The 17,798-nt window shown below is 62.6% G+C and carries 16 protein-coding genes; 8 read left to right on the top strand and 8 right to left on the bottom strand.

The window, feature by feature from the left end; genetic code table 11:
* Window positions 1–27 precede the first annotated feature (27 nt).
* Complete coding sequence (locus FJ951_RS02575; protein WP_140498520.1) at window positions 28–1,998, bottom strand: acetoacetate--CoA ligase; 1,971 nt, start codon at window positions 1,996–1,998, stop codon at window positions 28–30.
* Window positions 1,999–2,237: 239 nt separating this feature from the next.
* On the opposite strand from FJ951_RS02575, the gene FJ951_RS02570 reads away from it, so the two are divergent.
* Complete coding sequence (locus FJ951_RS02570) at window positions 2,238–4,091, top strand: AsmA family protein (protein ID WP_140498521.1); 1,854 nt, start codon at window positions 2,238–2,240, stop codon at window positions 4,089–4,091.
* Window positions 4,092–4,240: 149 nt separating this feature from the next.
* On the opposite strand, the gene FJ951_RS02565 is transcribed toward FJ951_RS02570, so the two are convergent.
* The 6 genes from FJ951_RS02565 to FJ951_RS02540 all read right to left on the bottom strand — a co-directional run bounded on the left by FJ951_RS02565 (window position 4,241) and on the right by FJ951_RS02540 (window position 11,226).
* Entirely contained in the window at window positions 4,241–5,059 is an 819-nt protein-coding gene (locus tag FJ951_RS02565; protein ID WP_140513402.1) for an ABC transporter permease subunit, read from the bottom strand.
* A complete protein-coding gene (locus FJ951_RS02560; RefSeq protein WP_140498523.1) occupies window positions 5,056–6,021 on the bottom strand; it encodes an ABC transporter permease subunit in 966 nt (321 codons plus the stop codon). The genes FJ951_RS02565 and FJ951_RS02560 overlap by 4 nt, the downstream gene beginning before the upstream one ends.
* Window positions 6,022–6,030: 9 nt before the next feature.
* Complete coding sequence (locus tag FJ951_RS02555) at window positions 6,031–7,173, bottom strand: ABC transporter ATP-binding protein (RefSeq protein ID WP_140513400.1); 1,143 nt, start codon at window positions 7,171–7,173, stop codon at window positions 6,031–6,033.
* 77 nt (window positions 7,174–7,250) lie between these two features.
* Complete coding sequence (locus FJ951_RS02550) at window positions 7,251–8,348, bottom strand: polyamine ABC transporter substrate-binding protein (protein WP_140513398.1); 1,098 nt, start codon at window positions 8,346–8,348, stop codon at window positions 7,251–7,253.
* 339 nt (window positions 8,349–8,687) lie between these two features.
* Window positions 8,688–9,641: a DMT family transporter gene (locus tag FJ951_RS02545; protein WP_140498526.1), complete on the bottom strand. Its 954-nt coding sequence runs from the start codon at window positions 9,639–9,641 to the stop codon at window positions 8,688–8,690.
* 139 nt (window positions 9,642–9,780) lie between these two features.
* Window positions 9,781–11,226, bottom strand: coding sequence for a helix-turn-helix domain-containing protein (locus FJ951_RS02540; protein ID WP_140513396.1), 1,446 nt, complete (start codon window positions 11,224–11,226; stop codon window positions 9,781–9,783).
* A 235-nt stretch (window positions 11,227–11,461) separates the two neighbouring features.
* Between FJ951_RS02540 and aceA the strand changes: the two genes are divergently transcribed.
* From aceA to FJ951_RS02525, 3 genes are all read left to right on the top strand, one after another.
* The gene (gene aceA, locus FJ951_RS02535; protein WP_140498528.1) at window positions 11,462–12,751 is read left to right on the top strand and encodes an isocitrate lyase; all 1,290 of its coding nucleotides are present in this window, start codon (window positions 11,462–11,464) and stop codon (window positions 12,749–12,751) included.
* A 52-nt stretch (window positions 12,752–12,803) separates the two neighbouring features.
* Window positions 12,804–13,046: a hypothetical protein gene (locus FJ951_RS02530; protein ID WP_140498529.1), complete on the top strand. Its 243-nt coding sequence runs from the start codon at window positions 12,804–12,806 to the stop codon at window positions 13,044–13,046.
* Window positions 13,047–13,285: 239 nt separating this feature from the next.
* Window positions 13,286–13,729, top strand: a complete 444-nt coding sequence (locus FJ951_RS02525) for a response regulator (protein ID WP_140513394.1) — start codon at window positions 13,286–13,288, stop codon at window positions 13,727–13,729.
* Window positions 13,730–13,744: 15 nt separating this feature from the next.
* Here the strand turns inward: FJ951_RS02525 and FJ951_RS02520 are convergent, their stop codons facing one another.
* Window positions 13,745–14,455: an HAD family hydrolase gene (locus FJ951_RS02520; protein ID WP_140498531.1), complete on the bottom strand. Its 711-nt coding sequence runs from the start codon at window positions 14,453–14,455 to the stop codon at window positions 13,745–13,747.
* Between the two features lie 141 nt (window positions 14,456–14,596).
* On the opposite strand from FJ951_RS02520, the gene FJ951_RS02515 reads away from it, so the two are divergent.
* The 4 genes from FJ951_RS02515 to FJ951_RS02505 all read left to right on the top strand — a co-directional run bounded on the left by FJ951_RS02515 (window position 14,597) and on the right by FJ951_RS02505 (window position 17,771).
* Entirely contained in the window at window positions 14,597–16,033 is a 1,437-nt protein-coding gene (locus FJ951_RS02515; protein WP_181168616.1) for a glutamine synthetase family protein, read from the top strand.
* Window positions 16,034–16,063: 30 nt separating this feature from the next.
* Window positions 16,064–16,294, top strand: coding sequence for a four helix bundle protein (locus FJ951_RS29060; protein WP_348642111.1), 231 nt, complete (start codon window positions 16,064–16,066; stop codon window positions 16,292–16,294).
* On the top strand, window positions 16,246–16,407 hold the full coding sequence (locus FJ951_RS29055; protein ID WP_348642112.1) for a four helix bundle protein: 162 nt from the start codon (window positions 16,246–16,248) through the stop codon (window positions 16,405–16,407). The genes FJ951_RS29060 and FJ951_RS29055 overlap by 49 nt, the downstream gene beginning before the upstream one ends.
* 77 nt (window positions 16,408–16,484) lie before the next feature.
* A complete protein-coding gene (locus tag FJ951_RS02505) occupies window positions 16,485–17,771 on the top strand; it encodes an FAD-binding oxidoreductase (RefSeq protein WP_140513392.1) in 1,287 nt (428 codons plus the stop codon).
* The last annotated feature ends 27 nt before the right edge of the window (window positions 17,772–17,798 follow it).

The raw sequence follows: 17,798 nt of genomic DNA, 5'->3' as shown, positions 1-17,798 counted from the left end.
TTTGATTAACCATGCCGGGCGGGGCGGTCACTCGGCCAATTGCGGCAGGTTTCTGAACAGCTCGAGCGCCTCGGGATTGGCGAGCGCCTCCTTGTTCTTGATGGCGCGGCCATGCACGACGTCGCGCACCGCAAGCTCGGTGATCTTGCCCGATTTGGTGCGAGGAATGTCTGACACGGCGATGATCCTGGCCGGCACGTGGCGCGGGCTGGCGCCAGCGCGGATTTTCGCCCGGATGCGCTTCTCCAGATCCTCGTCGAGCTGAACGCCGGCGGCCAGCCGCACGAACAGCACCACGCGCACGTCATTGTCGAAATCCTGGCCGATACAGAGCGCCTCCAGGATTTCCGGCATCTGCTCGACCTGATTGTAGATCTCCGCCGTACCAATGCGCACACCACCCGGATTGAGCGTCGCGTCGGAGCGGCCATGGATGATCATGCCGCCATGAGCGGTCCACTCGGCGAAGTCGCCATGGCACCAGACATTGTCGAAACGCTCGAAATAGGCAGCCCGGTATTTCTTGCCCTCGGGGTCGTTCCAGAAGCCGATCGGCATTGCCGGGAACGCCTTGGTGCAGACCAGTTCGCCTTTCTCCTGCCTGACCGGCTTGCCGTCGTCGTCCCAGACGTCGACAGCAAGGCCGAGGCCTGGTCCCTGGATCTCGCCGGTCCATACCGGTTCAGTCGGGACGCCGAGGACGAAGCAGGAGACGATGTCGGTGCCGCCGGAGACCGATGCCAGATGCACATTCTTCTTGATCCCGTCGTAGACGAAGCGGAAATCCTCGGGCGACAGCGGCGAGCCCGTCGAGGAGATGGCGCGCACGGTCGACAGATCATGGCTTTGGATCGGCTTGAGGCCGGCCTTGCGTACCGAATCGATGAATTTCGCCGAGGTGCCGAAGAAGGTCATCTTCTCGGCGTCGGCGAAGTCGAACAGCGCATTGCCGTTGGGATAGAAGGGCGAGCCGTCATAGAGCAGCAGCGTCGCGCCCGAAGCGAGGCCCGACACCAGCCAGTTCCACATCATCCAGCCGCAGGTGGTGAAGTAGAAGAAGCGGTCGCCGTCGAGCAGGCCTGCGTGCAGGCGATGTTCCTTGAGGTGCTGGATCAGCGTTCCGCCGGCCGAATGGACGATGCATTTGGGAATACCGGTCGTTCCGGACGAGAACAGGATGTAGAGCGGATGCGCGAACGGCAGCCGCTCGAAGGTGACCTGCCTGACCGCGAAGGGCGACAGCGCCTCTTCCATCGCCACGGCCTTATCGATCGTATCAGCGACATCGGCCGAGGTGCCGAGATAGTCAACGACCACCACCTTGCGGACAGTGTCCAGCTTTGCGGCCACCGCGGCGATCTTGTCGGCGACCTCGATCGCCTTGCCGTTGTACCAGTAACCATCGGGAACGATGAAGACGACGGGTTCGATCTGCCCGAACCGGTCGAGAACGCCCTGCTCGCCGAAATCCGGTGAGCAGGACGACCACACCGCGCCGATAGAGGCGGTCGCGAGCATCGCGGCGACTGTTTCCGGCATGTTGGGCATCATCGCAGCGATACGGTCGCCTTTCTTGACCTTGAGCGACAAGAAGAGTTGCTGGAAGCGCGAGGTGAGCGCATGCAGTTCGTTCCAGGACAGCCGGCGCTCGACCTTGTCCTCGCCGCGAAACACGATCGCCTCTCCTGCTCCGGTCTTCTTCAGGAGGTTCTCGGCGAAATTCACCATCGCGTCGGGAAAGAAGGCCGCTCCCGGCATCTTCTCGCCAGCGACGAGCACACGCTCGCTTTCGGCGCTGCCCTTGTCGCCGACGATGCCGCAAAAATCCCAGACCAGGCTCCAGAACGCTTCGCGGTCCGCCACCGACCAACGGTGAAGGTCGGCATAGGAAGTCACGGATATGCCGCTTTTTGCAGCGGCGGCCTTCATGAAGGCGGTCAGCGGCGCAGCGTCAATCTGGTCCTGCGTCGGGGTCCAGAGTGGTACTTCGGCAGCCATGATGGGTCCTCCCAGGATCGGCACCGCTTATGCATATTGCGCCGCAGCAGAGCAAGATTTTGTTCGGCCGAGGCGTCCAGATGTGCGCAAATGCCATCGCCGGGCCATAAAGACTTGAAATGCCTCGACCCTAAGTCGTAGTGACGACTAGAAGTCGTAGTGACGACTGGAAGTCGTGGTGACGACCGGGTTTACACCCGCCGGACGATTTTTGTCGGAACGAAAGCATACGGGGCGATATGCCATCATCTTTGATCCGACGCGGAACATGGGCGATCGGCGCTGCCGTGATCGTCATCGCGCTGGTGGTCGCCGCCCTGCCGCTGATCGCTTCGACGCGTATCGTGCGCGATCGTATCGCCTGGGAATTGAGTGCCTGGAGCGGTTTCCGGGTTGCCATCGAAGGCTCGCCGCGCATCGAGGTCTGGCCGAACTTCCGGGCGATCCTGACGGATGTGACGCTTTCGAAGTGGACCGACGTCGACGCACCGCCGGTCGTCGAGGCCGAACGGGTCGAGGTCGACCTCTCGGCCATGGCGGCGCTGCGCGGCGACGTGGTGTTTTCCACGGCGCGGCTGGTGCGGCCGACGATCAGGGTCCAGCGCACGGCGAGCGGCCTGTTCCTGCCCACCGCTCCGACCGGCGGCCGCATCGCACGCGCCATCGACGTGGCGCGCGGCGTGGTCGGTGCGGACCCCGCCAAACCCGATCTTGACAAGCTACCGGCCGACACTTTCGGCACGGTGGAGTTCAGGGACGGCCGCATGGTGGCGTCCGTCAACGGCAAGGACGAAGAGGTGCTGAGTAGCCTGAGCGGCCAGGCGACATGGGCGGCGATGAACAGCAATGCGACGCTCTCGGCGACCGGCATCTGGCGCGGCGAAAGCGTCGCCGTGGATGCCGCATCGCCGAAGCCGCTGGTGTTGTTTGCCGGCGGCATGGCGCCGCTCACCCTGTCGTTCAAGGCGGCGCCCGCCACCTTCTCCTTCGACGGCACGGCCAGCATGTCCGAAAACGCCTATTTCGACGGCCAGGCCAAGTTTTCAGCGCCCTCGTTGCGGCGTGTGCTCGAATGGTCGCAGGCCGATATCGCGCCGGGCGCCGCGATCGGCTCCGTCAGCATCTCGAGCAAGGTGACCGCGACGGCGGGGCGCGTCAAATTCGAGAACACCGCACTCTCCCTCGACAATAACCCAGGCATGGGTGCGCTGGACCTGTCGCTTGGCGACGCACAGCCGGTGATCTCCGGCACGCTCGCCTTCGACACGCTCGATCTGAGGTCGTTCCTGTCCGCCTTCACGCCGCTCGGGCCGGCAAGCGGGGCAGGTCCAAGCGAAGTCGACACGAATTTCGCCGACCGGGTCAATCTCGACCTCAGGCTGTCGGCGGCGCACGCCACGGCAGGCTCCATCCAGCTTGCCGACGTCGCCGCCACGGCGCAGGTCAAGGATGGCCTGTCCGTTTTCGACATTTCCGATGCCTCGGCCTTTGGCGGCAACATCCAGAGCAGCCTTCGCTTCGACCGCAAGCCCGAGGGCAGCCAGGTCGAGATCCGGCTGCTGGCTTCCGATATCGATGGCGGCGCTTTCGGCACGGCGGCCGGGATGACGCGGCTGGTGCCGGTCGGCACGGGGACCGTGTCCGTCATCCTCAAAGGGCCCGGCAGGACCTGGGACTCGATCTTCGAAACCGCCGACGGCTCGGTTTCGGCGACCTTCGGGCCAGGCGCGCTCAGCAAATTCAACCTGCCGGCCTTTCTCAAGCATACCGAACAGGGCGGCTTCTTCGCACTTGACGACGTCTCGGACGGGACACTGCCGATCGATGGCGCCGAACTGAAGGCCACCATCTCGAAAGGCGTGGCGAGGCTGGACAAGGCCGAAGCCAATTCGGCGAAGTACAAGATCTGGCTTTCCGGCATCGCCTCCTATGCCGGACGGGGGCTGGCGCTGTCAGGCGGTGTCATCCAGCCGGACCAGGTCGCCACGCAGGCAAACGGCCAACAAGGCCCCAAGCAATCGTCCTTCTTCGTTGGGGGGACATGGAGCACGCCGTTCATTTCGCCGATCAACCGCGGCGTGTCGGGCGAATAAGCAGCCTTTCGGCCTCGTTGTTCAAGCATGATCTCTGGACAAACGGAACCGTTTGTCCGCGAAAACCGGTTCCCACTTTTCGGGATCATGCTCAGCCTATTCGGGCATGATCTCGCCCGAAAACCGGTGCCCACTTTTCGGGATCATGCTCAGCCGCGTTGGGCGGCCTGCTCGTCGCGCTGGCGCTGGACCTCGCGACGCTTATTGGCAAGCGAAGCGACGATGACGCCGACCGCGACGACCGCGATCAGAATGGTGCAGGCGGCGTTGATCTCCGGCGTCACGCCGAGACGAACCTGGCTGTAGATCTTCATCGGCAGCGTGGTCGCACCCGGCCCCGAGGTGAAGCTGGCGATGACCAGGTCATCGAGCGAGAGCGTGAAGGCAAGCATCCACCCCGACACGATCGCGGGCAGGATGACGGGCAGCGTGATCTGGAAGAATGTCTTGACCGGCGGCGCGCCGAGATCCATCGCCGCCTCCTCGAGCGAGCGGTCGAAAGATACGAGGCGCGACTGCACGACGACGGCGACGAAGCACATCGTCAAGGTGGTGTGTGCGAGTGTGACGGTGAGGAAGCCCCGGTCGAGGCCGACAGCGACGAAGAGCAGCAACAGCGACAGGCCGGTGATGACTTCGGGCATGACCAAAGGCGCGAACACCATGCCGGAGAACAGTACCCTGCCCCGGAAACGCGTGTAGCGTGTCAGCGTCAGCGCCGCCAACGTGCCGAGCACGGTCGCCGCCGTGGCCGAAATGACGCCGACGCGCGCCGTCACCCAGGTGGCGTCCATGAGGCCCTGATTGTGGAACAGCGACACGTACCATTTGGTCGAAAAGCCGCCCCAGACGGTGACCAGCTTGGATTCGTTGAAGGAGAACACGATGAGCAGCACGATCGGCAGATAGAGGAAGGCGAAACCGAGCACGATCGAGGTGATGTTGAAGCGGCTCCAGCTGCTGTTCATTTGTCCTGCTCCTGCGCCTTCGCCTGGGCCTGCTGGAAGATCATGATCGGGACCGTCAGCAACAGCAGCAGGATGACGGCGACAGCTGAAGAGACCGGCCAGTCGCGATTGGCGAAGAACTCGTTCCACAACGTCTTGCCGATCATCAGCGTCTGCGAACCGCCAAGCAGATCGGGAATAACGAATTCGCCGACCGCCGGAATGAACACCAGCAGGCAGCCGGCGATGACGCCGGGCAATGACAGCGGGAACGTGATCTTCCAGAATGCACTGGTCGGCGGACAACCAAGGTCCTTGGCCGCCTCGATCAGCGAATAATCCATTTTTTCCAGCGACGAATAGAGCGGCAGCACCATGAACGGCAGGTAGGAGTAGACGATGCCGATGAAAATCGCCGTATAGGTGTTGAGGATGACCAGCGGCTGGTTGATCAGATGCAGCGACAGAAGCAACTGATTGAGCAGCCCCTCGGGCTTCAGGATGCCGATCCAGGCATAGACCCGGATCAGGAACGAGGTCCAGAACGGCAGGATGACCAGCATCAGCAAGGTCGGGCGGATCGTCGCCGGCGCGCGGGCCATGCCGTAGGCTATGGGATAGCCGACGATCAGCGTCAGCACGGTCGAGATCGCCGCGATGATCAAGCTGGTGACATAGGCGTTGAAGTAGAGCGCGTCCTGCGTCAGCCAGGCATAGTTGTCGAAGTTGAGATCGCGAAAGCCCGCGAAGAAGCCGGAGACGCCATCGCTGAAATCAAGCACCGGCGTATAGGGCGGCATGGCGATCGCCGTCTGCGACAACGAGATCTTGAAGACGATGATGAAGGGGACGAGGAAGAAGAACAGCAGCCAGAGATAGGGAATGAAGATGACGAGACGGTTGACGAAGCCGGCGCCCAGCCGCGCCAGCAACGGTTTTGCCGCGGCCGGTAGGGCGGCGTCGGTGGCGGCGATGTCGGACATGTCAGCCCCCTACCGCGTCAGTACGACGCCGGCATCCGGCCGAAAAGAGACCCAGGCGCGGTCGTTCCAGGTCAGCGGGTCCTCGGTGATGCGCGCCGCGTTCAAGGCGCTTGCCCGCACGAGTTGCCCGTCGTCCAGCCGGACGTGATAGACGGTCATGTCGCCGAGATAGGCGATGTCGTAAACCTCGCCCTCCAGCGCATTGACGCCATCGGCCGGCTTCTTGGACGACACCTTGATCTTCTCCGGCCTAATCGCGAAGACGATATCGGCGCCCGCGGCGGCGGCATTGCCGGCATTCTCGACGAGGATCTGGGCGCCGGTCGCTCCGGTGATGCGCGCCGTCTTGTCCGTCCGTTCGGCAACCTTGCCCTCGAACATGTTCACGTTGCCGACGAAATGCGCGACGAAGCGCGACGCCGGGGCCTCGTAGACTTCCGCCGGCGTCGCGACCTGCATGACCTCGCCCTTGTCCATGATGGCGATACGGTCGGCCATGGTCATGGCCTCTTCCTGGTCGTGGGTGACAACGACGAAGGTGAGGCCGAGTTCCTGCTGAAGGTCCATCAGTTCGAACTGCGTCTCCTCGCGCAGCTTCTTGTCGAGCGCGCCGAGCGGCTCGTCGAGCAGCAGCACCTTCGGCCGCTTGGCGACCGAACGGGCGAGCGCGACACGTTGGCGCTGGCCGCCGGAGAGCTGGTGCGGCTTGCGCTTGGCGAACTGCTCGAGCTTGACCAGCTTGAGCATCTCGGCGACGCGCTTTTCGACGTCTGGCTTGGCCATCCCTTCCTGCTTGAGGCCGAAGGCGATGTTGTTCTCCACAGTCATATGCGGAAACAGGGCATAGGACTGGAACATCATGTTGACCGGCCGGCGATAAGGCGGGATGCCGCGCAGATCCTGGCCGTCGAGCAGGATGCGGCCGGCCGTCGGCTCCTCGAAGCCGGCGAGCATCCTGAGCAGCGTCGATTTTCCGCAACCGGAGGCGCCGAGCAGGGCGAAGAACTCGCGCTCGAATATGGTCAGCGAGAGATTGTTGACGGCGGTGAAGTCGCCGAACTTCTTGGAGACGTTGTCGAACTGAATGTATGGCTTGGCGTTCGGATCGTTCCAAGGCGCGAAATCCCTGCGGATGCTGCCAAGCGATTTCATGTGCCACTCCGCTGCTGTTTTGCCCCATCGAAAAGAAGGAGACCCGGCAGGGTGACTGCCGGGCCTCCTCGGACTGACTACTGACCGGTGACGATTTTGGTCCAGGTGCGCGTGATGACGCGCTGGGTCTTGGGATCGTAGGGCGAGATCGTAAAGAGCTTCTGCAAGGTCGCGGCGTCCGGGTAGACAGCGGGATCCTCCAGAAGCGCCTTGTCGACGAATTGCTGGGAAGCCTTGTTGCCGTTGGCATAGAGCACGGCGTTCGACGATTTGGCGATCACCTCCGGCTTCATCATATAGTTCAGGAACTCATGTGCCTCGGCGACATGCGGCGCATCGGCAGGGATTGCCATCTGGTCGAACCACATTTCGGCGCCTTCCTTCGGCACGGCGTAGCCGATCTCGACGCCCTGCTTGGCCTCCTCGGCGCGGTTGCGCGCCTGGAACACGTCGCCCGACCAGCCAACCGCCAGGCAGATATCGCCATTGGCCAGAGCGTTGATGTATTCGGAGGAATGGAACTTCCTGATGTAGGGCCTGATCTTCATCATCAATTCCTCGGCCTTGGCAAAATCGTCCGGCGACGTGGTCTCAGGATTGATGCCGAGATATTTGAAGGCGGTCGGGAAGATGTCGGTCGGCGAATCCAGGACATAGACGCCGCAATCCTTCAGCTTGGCCAGCTTTTCCGGATTGAAGAACACGTCCCAGCTGTCGATCTTGTCGGTGCCGAGCGCTGCCTGCACCTTCTTGATGTTGTAGCCGAGGCCGACCGTGCCCCACATGTAATTGATCGAATATTCATTGCCGGGATCGTATTTGGCGGTCCGTTCCGAAACCGTGTCCCACATGTTGGAGAGGTTCGGCAGTTTCGACTTGTCGAGCTTCTGGAACACGCCGGCCTGGATCTGGCGGGCAAGAAAATTGCCGCTCGGCACGACGACGTCATAGCCGCTGCCGCCGGCAAGCAATTTGGTTTCCAGGATCTCATTGGAATCGAACGTGTCGTAGACCACCTTGATGCCGGTCTGCTTGGTGAAATCGTCGATGACCGTGGGGTCTATATAGTCCGACCAGTTGAAGACATTGACGACGCGGTCCTCGGCGTGGCCGCCGAGCGTAAAGAGCGCCAGAAATGCCGAAGTCGCCGAAAGCCAGAGCGCTTTGCGGATCATGCTATTCTCCTTTGGTGAGTGTTCCATCGCCGGCGCGTCGCAGTATCCGCGCGGCCGGGCATTTGCTTCAGACTATTGAGCTTTCCAGGAGGCGACAAGCGCCAATTGCCGCGCCGCCGGCTGTCGCAAGCGATGCTCGCGCGCCACTGTCCTGGGCTGGAAGGAGTCGCCGCATCGTCAGAAGCTTTCGCCGCCGCGCAGGCAGAAATACTGGGATGTGATCCGGTCTCGATCGGGTCGCCGGGGAGACTTGGCAAGATAAGCCTGTCTTGTTGTTGCCGTGGTCCCAGCCTGCCCGCGCGGCAGCGAACTTGTCAATGGCAAAGCTAGGGCGCCGCATCAATTCGGCGACGGCACGCCGGTGACCCCTGCCCTGACTGGCCGCGTCTGTCGCTTGAACTCCAGTCCGATATGGACGAGCAGCGCCGTGACCACCACCGCGCCGCCGACGATGGTGCGGCCCGACGGGACCTCGGAGTGGATCAGCCACACCCATATCGGCCCGAGGATCGGCTCAAAGGTGCCTAGCAGCGCGGCAACGGCGGCCGGGATCAGCCGCGCGCCGGTGGCGAAGAAGGCGAGGCCAAGACCCAGATTGACCACCCCGAATACGAAGAGAAAACCCATGTCGATGCCCGATACGGCGAAGGCCGAAGCCTGCGAGGCGGCAAAGCCTGCCGCCAGGATCGTGCCGAGGCAGGTCGCCGGCGTCATGCGCACGCTGGAGAAGCGCCGGGTGATGACCGTGGCGATCGAGAACATGACGGCGATCAGCAGCGCCAGCCCGTCGCCCATGGGCGAAACGGCGCCATCGAGCGATTCCGACACCATGATGGCGACACCGGCGATGACGGCGGCAATCGCCAGCCAGGTCGCGACCGCCACTCTTTCGCGAAAGAGCGCCCAGGCAAACAGCGCCGCAAGCAGCGGCACGCCGGCCTGCATCAACAGGATGTTGGCGACGGTGGTGTAGGCAAGCGCCACGACAAAAGAGGTCGACGCGGTGGCGAAGCAGAAGCCCACGGCAAGGCCGGGCAGGCCCATGCCGCGAAACGACCTCAGCATGCCGCGCCAGCCGTCACGCCAGACCATGAAGCAGAGCAGGAAGGCGGCCGCCCACACGGAACGCCAGAACACCACCGTCCAACTGTCGCCGGCGGTGATGAAGCGGGCGATCGTGCCGCCGAAACTCCACATCAATGCCGACAGGAACACGAGCAGGAAGCCGATGCGCTCCTCCCGCTGCGGGACGGTCGATGAACGAGCGATCGGCGATGATGCTGTGTCGGTCATGGGTACGACTGTCGATGTTTGAGAACGGCACAATGCGCAGGGGACGACAAAAACGTACCTTATTCGCGTAACGCAAAGGCGCGGGTCCGGCGTGATCCAGAGACCGGCGCCGATTGTGGCAAGTCCGCCTTGCGAAGCGTCACTGGAAATCGAAGGCGCTCAGGCCTGTCACCATCTCGTCGAGGCCAAGCGGGCGCGTCACCGGCGGCTCGGCGCGCGTCAGGCAGCCGACGCGCTCGCAAAGCCGGCAGGCGGGCCCGACCGGCGTCGCCGCTACCGCGCCAGCTCCGCCTTTTCCGGCCGTCGGGCCGGGAAGTGCCGCACCGTAGACGATGTCGTCGCGAAAGCCGATGTCGCACCCCAGCAGCAGCGCAGTACGGCGCGGCCGCTCGGAGAACGCGCCTTGCGGCCCCTCCAGCGTTCGGGCGATGCAGAGGAACTCGGCGCCGTCGGGCATTTCCACCGCTTCCACAAAAATCTGGCCGGGCTGGCTGAAGGCGACGTGCACGGGAAGCTTGGGACAAGCGCCACCGAAGCGGCTTTGCGGAAAGCCCAGGCTGCCGGCTTTGCGGAAGCGATTGCCGGCATTGTCGATCTCCAGCATGAAGAACGGCACGGCCGAGGCGCCTTGCCGCTGCAGCGTGGTCAGCCGGTTGGCCGCCTGCTCGAAGGAAACGCCGAAGCGCGAGCGCAGCACGTCGATATCGTAGCGGGCACGAACGGCCGCCGCGTGGAAAGCCTGGTAAGGCATCATCAGCGCATGCGCCGCGTAGCGCCCGAGTTCGAACCGGGCGAGGCGGCGGGCCTCATCTGTGGACAGTTTCAACGCCTGGATCTCGCCGGCTATCGCGACGGTCATGCGGATCAGGCATGCCTCCATCGCCATTTCGCGTAACTGGTCGAACGGAGACAGGCGCTCGGACAGGAACAGGCGCTGCGAATGGCGATCGTAGCGGCGGCGCCAGTTCGGCATGGTGGCGACCGGCAGCACCTTGACGACGATGCCGTATTCGCGCTTCAGCCAGCCCTTCAGCGCAGCAGACAAATCATCGCCGGGATCGAGCACCGAAGTGAATGCTTCCGCCTCTTCCTCGATATGCGCAAAATGGTTCGGCCGACGCTCGAAACTCTCATGCACCTCGTCGATCGGCAGGCGGGCGCTGGAAAGCGCCGTCGCCCGCCCCTCGCGCGCAAGAAGCTCGTTGAGATCGGACAGGCGCTCGGCCTGTTCGCGATAGGCACGGAACAGTTTTATCACGGCCGCGGAGGCATTGGGCGCGGCTTCGGCAAGCTCGATCAGTTCCTGGTCTCCCGGCAATTCGTCAGCCAGCAGCGGATCGGCAAACACTTCCCTCAAGGCCGCAACAGAGCCGCCCGCTTCGCCCTGCAGCTCATGCGGATCGACCTTGTAGACGGACGCCAGCTTCAGGATCAACTGCACCGTCAGCGGCCGCTGGTTGCGCTCGATCAGGTTGAGATAGGATGGCGAGATGCCGAGGCCTTCGGCCATTGCCGTCTGGGTCAGGCCCTTGGCGTTGCGGATGCGGCGGATACGCGGCCCGGCAAATATCTTCTGGTCGGCCATAGGGCTCCTTGACAGGAATTTACATTGCCGTCGCTGCTACGCTTCCATGCGATTTTTTACAATAATTACAAATTTACCTCGCCCATCTGTCAAACACAATACAGATTTTCCCTTATTGATGGCCTGATTCTTCAATTTCCATGGTTCTTTTCGCCTCGCACTGTAAATTCAGTCACATTCGAACGCGGCGAGGAATGCCGCCGAGCCGCAAAGAAACAATCCTCCGGAGTAGAGCATGACTGATTTTTACAACCTCGTCCCCTCGGCCCCCGAGGGCCGCTTCGATGGCATCGAACGCCCCTATTCGCCGGAGGATGTGACGCGACTGCGCGGCTCGGTGCAGATCCGCCAGAGCCTGGCGGAAATGGGCGCCAACCGGCTGTGGAAGCTCATCCACGAGGAGGACTTCGTCAACGCGCTCGGCGCCATGTCCGGCAACCAGGCCATGCAGCAGGTGCGCGCCGGGCTGAAGGCGATCTACCTGTCTGGCTGGCAGGTCGCCGCCGACGCCAACACCGCCTCGGCCATGTATCCGGACCAGTCGCTCTACCCGGCCAATGCGGCGCCCGAACTCGTCAAGCGCATCAACCGCACCTTGCAGCGCGCCGACCAGATCGAGACCTCCGAAGGCAAGGGGCTTTCGGTCGATACCTGGTTCGCACCTGTTGTCGCCGATGCCGAAGCCGGCTTCGGTGGGCCGCTCAACGCTTTCGAGATCATGAAGGCGTTCATCGAGGCAGGTGCCGCCGGCGTCCATTACGAGGATCAATTGGCGTCGGAAAAGAAGTGCGGCCATCTCGGCGGCAAGGTGCTGATCCCTACCGCGGCCCACATCCGCAACCTCAATGCCGCACGCCTGGCAGCCGACGTGATGGGCACGCCCACCCTGGTCGTGGCGCGCACGGACGCGGAAGCGGCAAAGCTGCTCACCTCCGACATCGACGAGCGCGACCAGCCCTTCGTCGACTACGACGCCGGCCGCACGGTGGAAGGCTTCTACCAGGTGAGGAACGGTATCGAGCCCTGCATCGCGCGCGCCGTCGCCTACGCTCCCCACGCCGACCTGATCTGGTGCGAAACCTCGAAGCCCGACCTGGCGCAGGCGAGGAGATTTGCCGAGGGCGTGCACAGGCATCACCCCGGCAAGCTGCTGGCTTATAATTGCTCGCCTTCGTTCAACTGGAAGAAGAACCTCGACGACGCCACGATCGCCAGGTTCCAGAAAGAGCTCGGCGCCATGGGCTACAAGTTCCAGTTCATCACGCTGGCCGGTTTCCACCAGCTCAATTACGGCATGTTCGAACTCGCCCGCGGCTACAAGGAGCGGCAGATGGCAGCCTATTCGGAGTTGCAGGAAGCCGAGTTCGCGGCGGAGGCCAACGGCTACACCGCGACCAAGCACCAACGCGAGGTCGGCACCGGCTATTTCGATGCCGTGTCGATGGCGATCACCGGCGGACGGTCATCGACCACGGCCATGCATGAATCGACCGAGCACGCCCAGTTCAAACCGGCTGCGGAATAGCAAACCAGGGATCTCGGCAAACGCCCAAGGGCATACAGCAAGGAGAAGACCAATGGCATCGATAAGCCGCGTCAAGGAACGGGCCGAAGAGCAGTCGACCACGATGAGCATCGACCAGCAAGCGACGATCCGCATGCTGGCCAACGATCTGCACCGGCTCAACCAGTCGGTGATGAAGGCGGTGGAAGCCGGCGTCTCGGTCGAGCTGGTGCGCTCGGCACGACACCATGGCGGCGACGGCAATTGGGGGGACCTGTTGATCCCGGTCATCGTCACGCAGCAAAGCCATGGCTGATCGAAGATCGCGCAGGCCCGCCTCTCACCTGCGCAGTGTATGCGCAGGTGAATTTTATTTTCATGCAACCAAGGAATGGACAGAGCAGTACAGTACTGTTGCTTGAATTGACTGCTGCGGGAATGCTTTCCCCAGCTTTTTATTTCGGCTTGACAGGGACCGCGATCTCACGCCAATTGTCGCCTGATTTCAACTCTGCATTGAAATGGGACGAGTTTCTTGGCTGACTTGGGTGCCCAGTGAAGCGTGACGACGAAAGCGCGAAACATCCGAATCTGGTGACCCGCGATTCAGCCACGGAGACGATCCGCCAGACCTCGCAGGTGCTCGTTGTCGGCAAGTCCCCGATCAATCGGGTGGTGATTTCCAAGATCGTCGAGCGGTCCGGGCTCAAGCCGATCTCGGAATCACCCGAGATGGCGGCGAAGACCTTGCGCTTGCTGGTCCTGGCCGTGATTGTCCTGGACGGCGGCGCCGATAACAGGGACTGCGACACTCTGATGCCCGGCATCGAGATGTTGCGGCGGGCTTCGGGTAAATCGCTCCCTCCGGTGGTACTGCTTTCAACCAAGAACGGCACGCCGGAGAGCCTTGGCCTTTCAAACGTCGTCGACGCGGTGGTGGCCAAACCGATTACGCCCGAGCGCTTGCAGCCGGTGATTGATCGGCTGGTCAACCGCTGAAGGCGGCAAGCAAGCCTATCCGGCGAGGCTTTCGATCAGTTCGGGCAGTTGTCCGAGATCGGAGATCTGCCGGAAGCGCGGTTCGGCAATGGGCGCTTCGACATGTTCAAGCACCCAGGTCAATTCATGCGGCACATGAACGCCCCAGCCGCCGGCCTCGATGGCCGGCACCACATCGGACTTCAGCGAATTGCCGACCATCATGCTCCTGGCCGGGCCGTCGCCATGGCGACTGAAAACGCGCGCATAGGTAGCCGCGTTCTTGTCGCTGACGATCTCGATCGCGTCGAACAGATCGCCAAGACCGGACCCGGCCAGCTTGCGTTCCTGGTCGAACAGATCACCCTTGGTGATCAGCACGAGGCGATAGGCGCCGGCGAGCCGTTCCACCGTCTCGCGCGCATGCGGCAAGACCTCGATCGGGTGGCTCAGCATCTCGCGACCGGCGCCGAGGATCTCCGATATGACCGAAGCCGGCACGCGAGCTTGCGTGACCTCGATCGCCGTCTCGATCATCGACAGCGTGAAGCCTTTGATGCCGAAACCGTAGACGGCAAGATTGCGTCTCTCCGCCTCCAGCAGCCGTGCCGAGATATGTTCCTCTTCGCCGTGATCGGCAAGCATGGCGGCAAAGCGCTTCTCGGTCATGCGGAAGAACTGTTCGTTCTGCCACAGCGTATCGTCGGCATCGAAGCCTATGGTGGTCAGTTCGCCGGTCTTCTGCATCGACGCCTTCTCGTATGTGAACGAGGCTGAACCTAATCTCGCAGCCGCGATTTTCAACCGCAACGGCCAATGCCGGCTGCTCCCCTTCCCTTCGGTCGCCGGGCACAGCTATACTCCTAAATCCGCAACCCAATCTGGTGAATGATGCCGCCTGCAAAAAAGGAAGTCCGTCCGTCGAGCCGCGGAGGGCGCGCCCGCACGCCTGCCTTCGTGAAAAACCTGCGTGGTGTGAAGAACTGGAAGGAAGTCAGCGAATGGCTGCAATGGCGCGGCATCGAAGACATCGAATGCATTACGCCTGACCAGGCCGGCGTTGCCCGCGGCAAGATGATGCCGTCGAAGAAATTCACCTCCAACACCTCGCTGGCGCTGCCTTCAGCCGTATTCATGACCACCATCTCAGGCGGCTATCCCGAAGACGGCAACGGCTTCCATTATCCGGAGGACGACGGCGACCTCAAGCTCATGCCGGACCTGTCGACGCTGACGGTGGTGCCTTGGGAGGAAGACCCGACGGCGGCCGTCATCTGCGACCTCGTCCACCAGGACGGCCGTTCGGTGGAATTCACGCCGCGCAACGTGTTGAAGCGTGTTCTGGCCGCCTATGACAGGCGCGGGCTGAAACCGGTGGTGGCGCCCGAGATCGAATTCTATCTGGTGCGCAAAAACCCGGATCCGGATTACCCGCTGACGCCGCCCGTCGGCCGTTCGGGGCGGGCGATCGGCGGCGGCGCCGGTTATTCGATCGCCGGCGTCAACGAGTTCGACGAGCTGATCGACGACATCTATCATTTTTCCGAAAGCCAGGGCCTGGAGATCGACACGCTCATCCATGAAGAGGGCGCCGGCCAGCTCGAGATCAATTTGCGCCACGGCGATCCCGTCGAACTCGCCGACCAGGTGTTCATGTTCAAGCGCACTATTCGCGAGGCGGCGCTGAAACACGAAATCTACGCCACCTTCATGGCCAAGCCGATCCAGGGTCAGCCGGGCTCCGCCATGCACATCCATCAGTCGATCATCGACAAGAAGACGGGCAAGAACATCTTCTCGGCCGAGGACGGCTCGGAAACCGAGGACTTCTTCCATTTCATCGGGGGCATGCAGAAGCATGTGCCGAACGCGCTGGTCATGTTTGCGCCCTACGTCAATTCCTACCGCCGGCTGACGCAGTCCGCCTCGGCTCCGGTCAACAACAAATGGGGCTACGATAATCGCACAACGGCATTCCGCGTGCCGCGCTCGGATCCGGCGGCGCGGCGCGTCGAAAACCGCATCCCCTCCTCCGACGCCAATCCCTATCTGGCAATGGCCGCTTCGCTCGCCTGCGGGCTGATCGGCATCACCAACAAGATCAAGGCCGAACCTCCGGTGCTGACCACCGCCAATGCCGACGAGATCGACCTGCCGCGCAGCCTGCTCGAAGCCGTCGACCTGTTCGAGGGGGACGAGGAACTCTGCGCGCTTTTGGGCAAGTCCTTCGCCGCGACCTATGCGGCGATCAAGCGGGCGGAATTCGAGACGTTCATGGAAGTGATCAGTCCTTGGGAGAGGGAGTATTTGTTGCTGAATGTGTAGGGGAGTAGGGGAGTAGGGGAGTAGGGATGAATGGCCGAAAAGACAGGCTCTTACAAGGACTTGCTTGTTTGGCAGCAGGCAATGGATCTTGCTGTGGCAGTTTACAGCTCCACAAAATCATGGCCCAAGGAGGAACTTTATGGATTGACCAGCCAAGTCCGCCGTTCCGCAAGCTCGGTGCCGGCAAATATAGCTGAGGGGTATGTAGAGAAATTCGAGGATCCTACCAACAGTTTCTTCGCATCGCCCAGGGATCATTGAAGGAGCTGGAAACTCAACTTCTGATCGCTGAGCGGACTGCATCGCCTCGCAGGCGGCGACAGCGTCGTTGTTGGCCAGCACCGAAAGTGTGGGGAAGCTCTTGCGGCTTTTGATCCGCAAATTGTCCCCGGAATAGCCTACCCTACTCCCCTACTCCCCTACTCCCCTACTCCCCTACTCCGTGAGCATCATGCCCTACCAATCCCCGATCTCCCCCGGCCGTTCCTGGTACGAGGACACGGCCGGCCCGCGACCCGAGTATCCGGCGCTGGACGGTGACCGGAGCTGCGACGTCGTTATCGTTGGGGGCGGTTTCACGGGCTTGTCGGCGGCGGTGCATCTGGCCAAGGCGGGCACCAATGTGGTTTTGATCGAGGCGTATCGCTTCGGAGACGGCGCTTCCGGGCGCAATGGCGGCCAGCTCGGCACCGGGCAGCGCGCCTGGGCCGAGGAATTGGAGGCCGAGTACGGGTTTTCCCGCGCCAAGGCACTGTTCGACCTCGCCGAGGAGGCGAAGGTGCATCTGCTCGAATTCGCCGCCGCCAACCAGATCGATATCGACTACATGCCGGGCCAGCTCTCGGTTGCGCACAAGCCGCGCTATGTCGACGACTACAAGGCACATGCCGAGATCATGGCCAGCCGCTTCTCCTATCCGCACATTTCGTTCATGGACGCGACGGAAACTGCGCAGCGGCTGGGCTCGACAGCCTATTTCGGCGGGACGCGCGACACCGGCACCGGCCATATCCATCCGATGAAACTGGTGATCGGCACGGCGCGGGCGGCGGCACAGGCCGGCGCACGATTGTTCGAAGCGACGCCGTCGACCGGCATTGTTTCGAGCGGCGGCACGGTGAAGGTTTCGACAGCCAGGGGGACGATCACAGCGCAGAAATGCCTGATCGCGGTCAATGCCTATGGCGGCACGCTCGAACCGGTGAGTGCCGCGCACATCATGCCGATCGGCTCGTTCATCGGCGCGACCGTGCCGCTTGGAGCGGATTCGAACGTGCTGCCGGGCGGCGAGGCCGTCGATGATTCCCGCTTCGTCGTGCGCTACTTCCGCAAGTCGAGGGATGGCCGGCTGCTGTTCGGCGGACGCGAGGTCTACGGCGTCAACGACCCCAAGGACATCCATATCCATATCCGCCGCCAGATCGCGGAACTCTATCCCGCACTGAGGGACGTCGAAATCACGCATGGCTGGGGCGGCTATGTCGGCATCACGGTGCCGAGAAAGCCGTTCGTGCGGGAAGTGATGCCGAATGTGATCTCGGCCGGCGGCTATTCCGGCCACGGCGTCATGCTGTCGAACTTCTTCGGCAAGCTCTATGCCGAAACGGTAGCCGGCAACCGCGACCGGCTAAAGCTGATCGAGGATTTGAAGATTCCGCCGTTCCCCGGTGGCCGGCGCTTGCGCGCGCCGCTGCTTTTCCTGGCGCTCAACTGGTTCGCGTTGCGCGACAGGATTTAACAATTGTTGAGTAATATCATGGGGGCC

The organism is Mesorhizobium sp. B2-2-3, from assembly GCF_006442405.1.
In the GTDB taxonomy this organism is placed as follows: domain Bacteria; phylum Pseudomonadota; class Alphaproteobacteria; order Rhizobiales; family Rhizobiaceae; genus Mesorhizobium.
The sequence above is the reverse complement of the archived record's forward strand: the minus strand, read 5'-3'. Positions and strand labels throughout refer to the sequence as shown.

What these genes read in the sequence shown, in the direction of transcription:
- FJ951_RS02530 (WP_140498529.1), top strand. Translation starts at nt 12,804, where the DNA reads ATGGCATCGATAAGCCGCGTCAAGGAACGGGCCGAAGAGCAGTCGACC.
- FJ951_RS02540 (WP_140513396.1), bottom strand. Translation starts at nt 11,226, where the DNA reads ATGGCCGACCAGAAGATATTTGCCGGGCCGCGTATCCGCCGCATCCGC.
- FJ951_RS02575 (WP_140498520.1), bottom strand. Translation starts at nt 1,998, where the DNA reads ATGGCTGCCGAAGTACCACTCTGGACCCCGACGCAGGACCAGATTGAC.
- FJ951_RS02545 (WP_140498526.1), bottom strand. Translation starts at nt 9,641, where the DNA reads ATGACCGACACAGCATCATCGCCGATCGCTCGTTCATCGACCGTCCCG.
- FJ951_RS02565 (WP_140513402.1), bottom strand. Translation starts at nt 5,059, where the DNA reads ATGAACAGCAGCTGGAGCCGCTTCAACATCACCTCGATCGTGCTCGGT.
- aceA (WP_140498528.1), top strand. Translation starts at nt 11,462, where the DNA reads ATGACTGATTTTTACAACCTCGTCCCCTCGGCCCCCGAGGGCCGCTTC.
- FJ951_RS02520 (WP_140498531.1), bottom strand. Translation starts at nt 14,455, where the DNA reads ATGCAGAAGACCGGCGAACTGACCACCATAGGCTTCGATGCCGACGAT.
- FJ951_RS02570 (WP_140498521.1), top strand. Translation starts at nt 2,238, where the DNA reads ATGCCATCATCTTTGATCCGACGCGGAACATGGGCGATCGGCGCTGCC.
- FJ951_RS02505 (WP_140513392.1), top strand. Translation starts at nt 16,485, where the DNA reads ATGCCCTACCAATCCCCGATCTCCCCCGGCCGTTCCTGGTACGAGGAC.
- FJ951_RS29060 (WP_348642111.1), top strand. Translation starts at nt 16,064, where the DNA reads ATGGCCGAAAAGACAGGCTCTTACAAGGACTTGCTTGTTTGGCAGCAG.
- FJ951_RS02515 (WP_181168616.1), top strand. Translation starts at nt 14,597, where the DNA reads ATGATGCCGCCTGCAAAAAAGGAAGTCCGTCCGTCGAGCCGCGGAGGG.
- FJ951_RS02550 (WP_140513398.1), bottom strand. Translation starts at nt 8,348, where the DNA reads ATGATCCGCAAAGCGCTCTGGCTTTCGGCGACTTCGGCATTTCTGGCG.
- FJ951_RS02560 (WP_140498523.1), bottom strand. Translation starts at nt 6,021, where the DNA reads ATGTCCGACATCGCCGCCACCGACGCCGCCCTACCGGCCGCGGCAAAA.
- FJ951_RS02555 (WP_140513400.1), bottom strand. Translation starts at nt 7,173, where the DNA reads ATGAAATCGCTTGGCAGCATCCGCAGGGATTTCGCGCCTTGGAACGAT.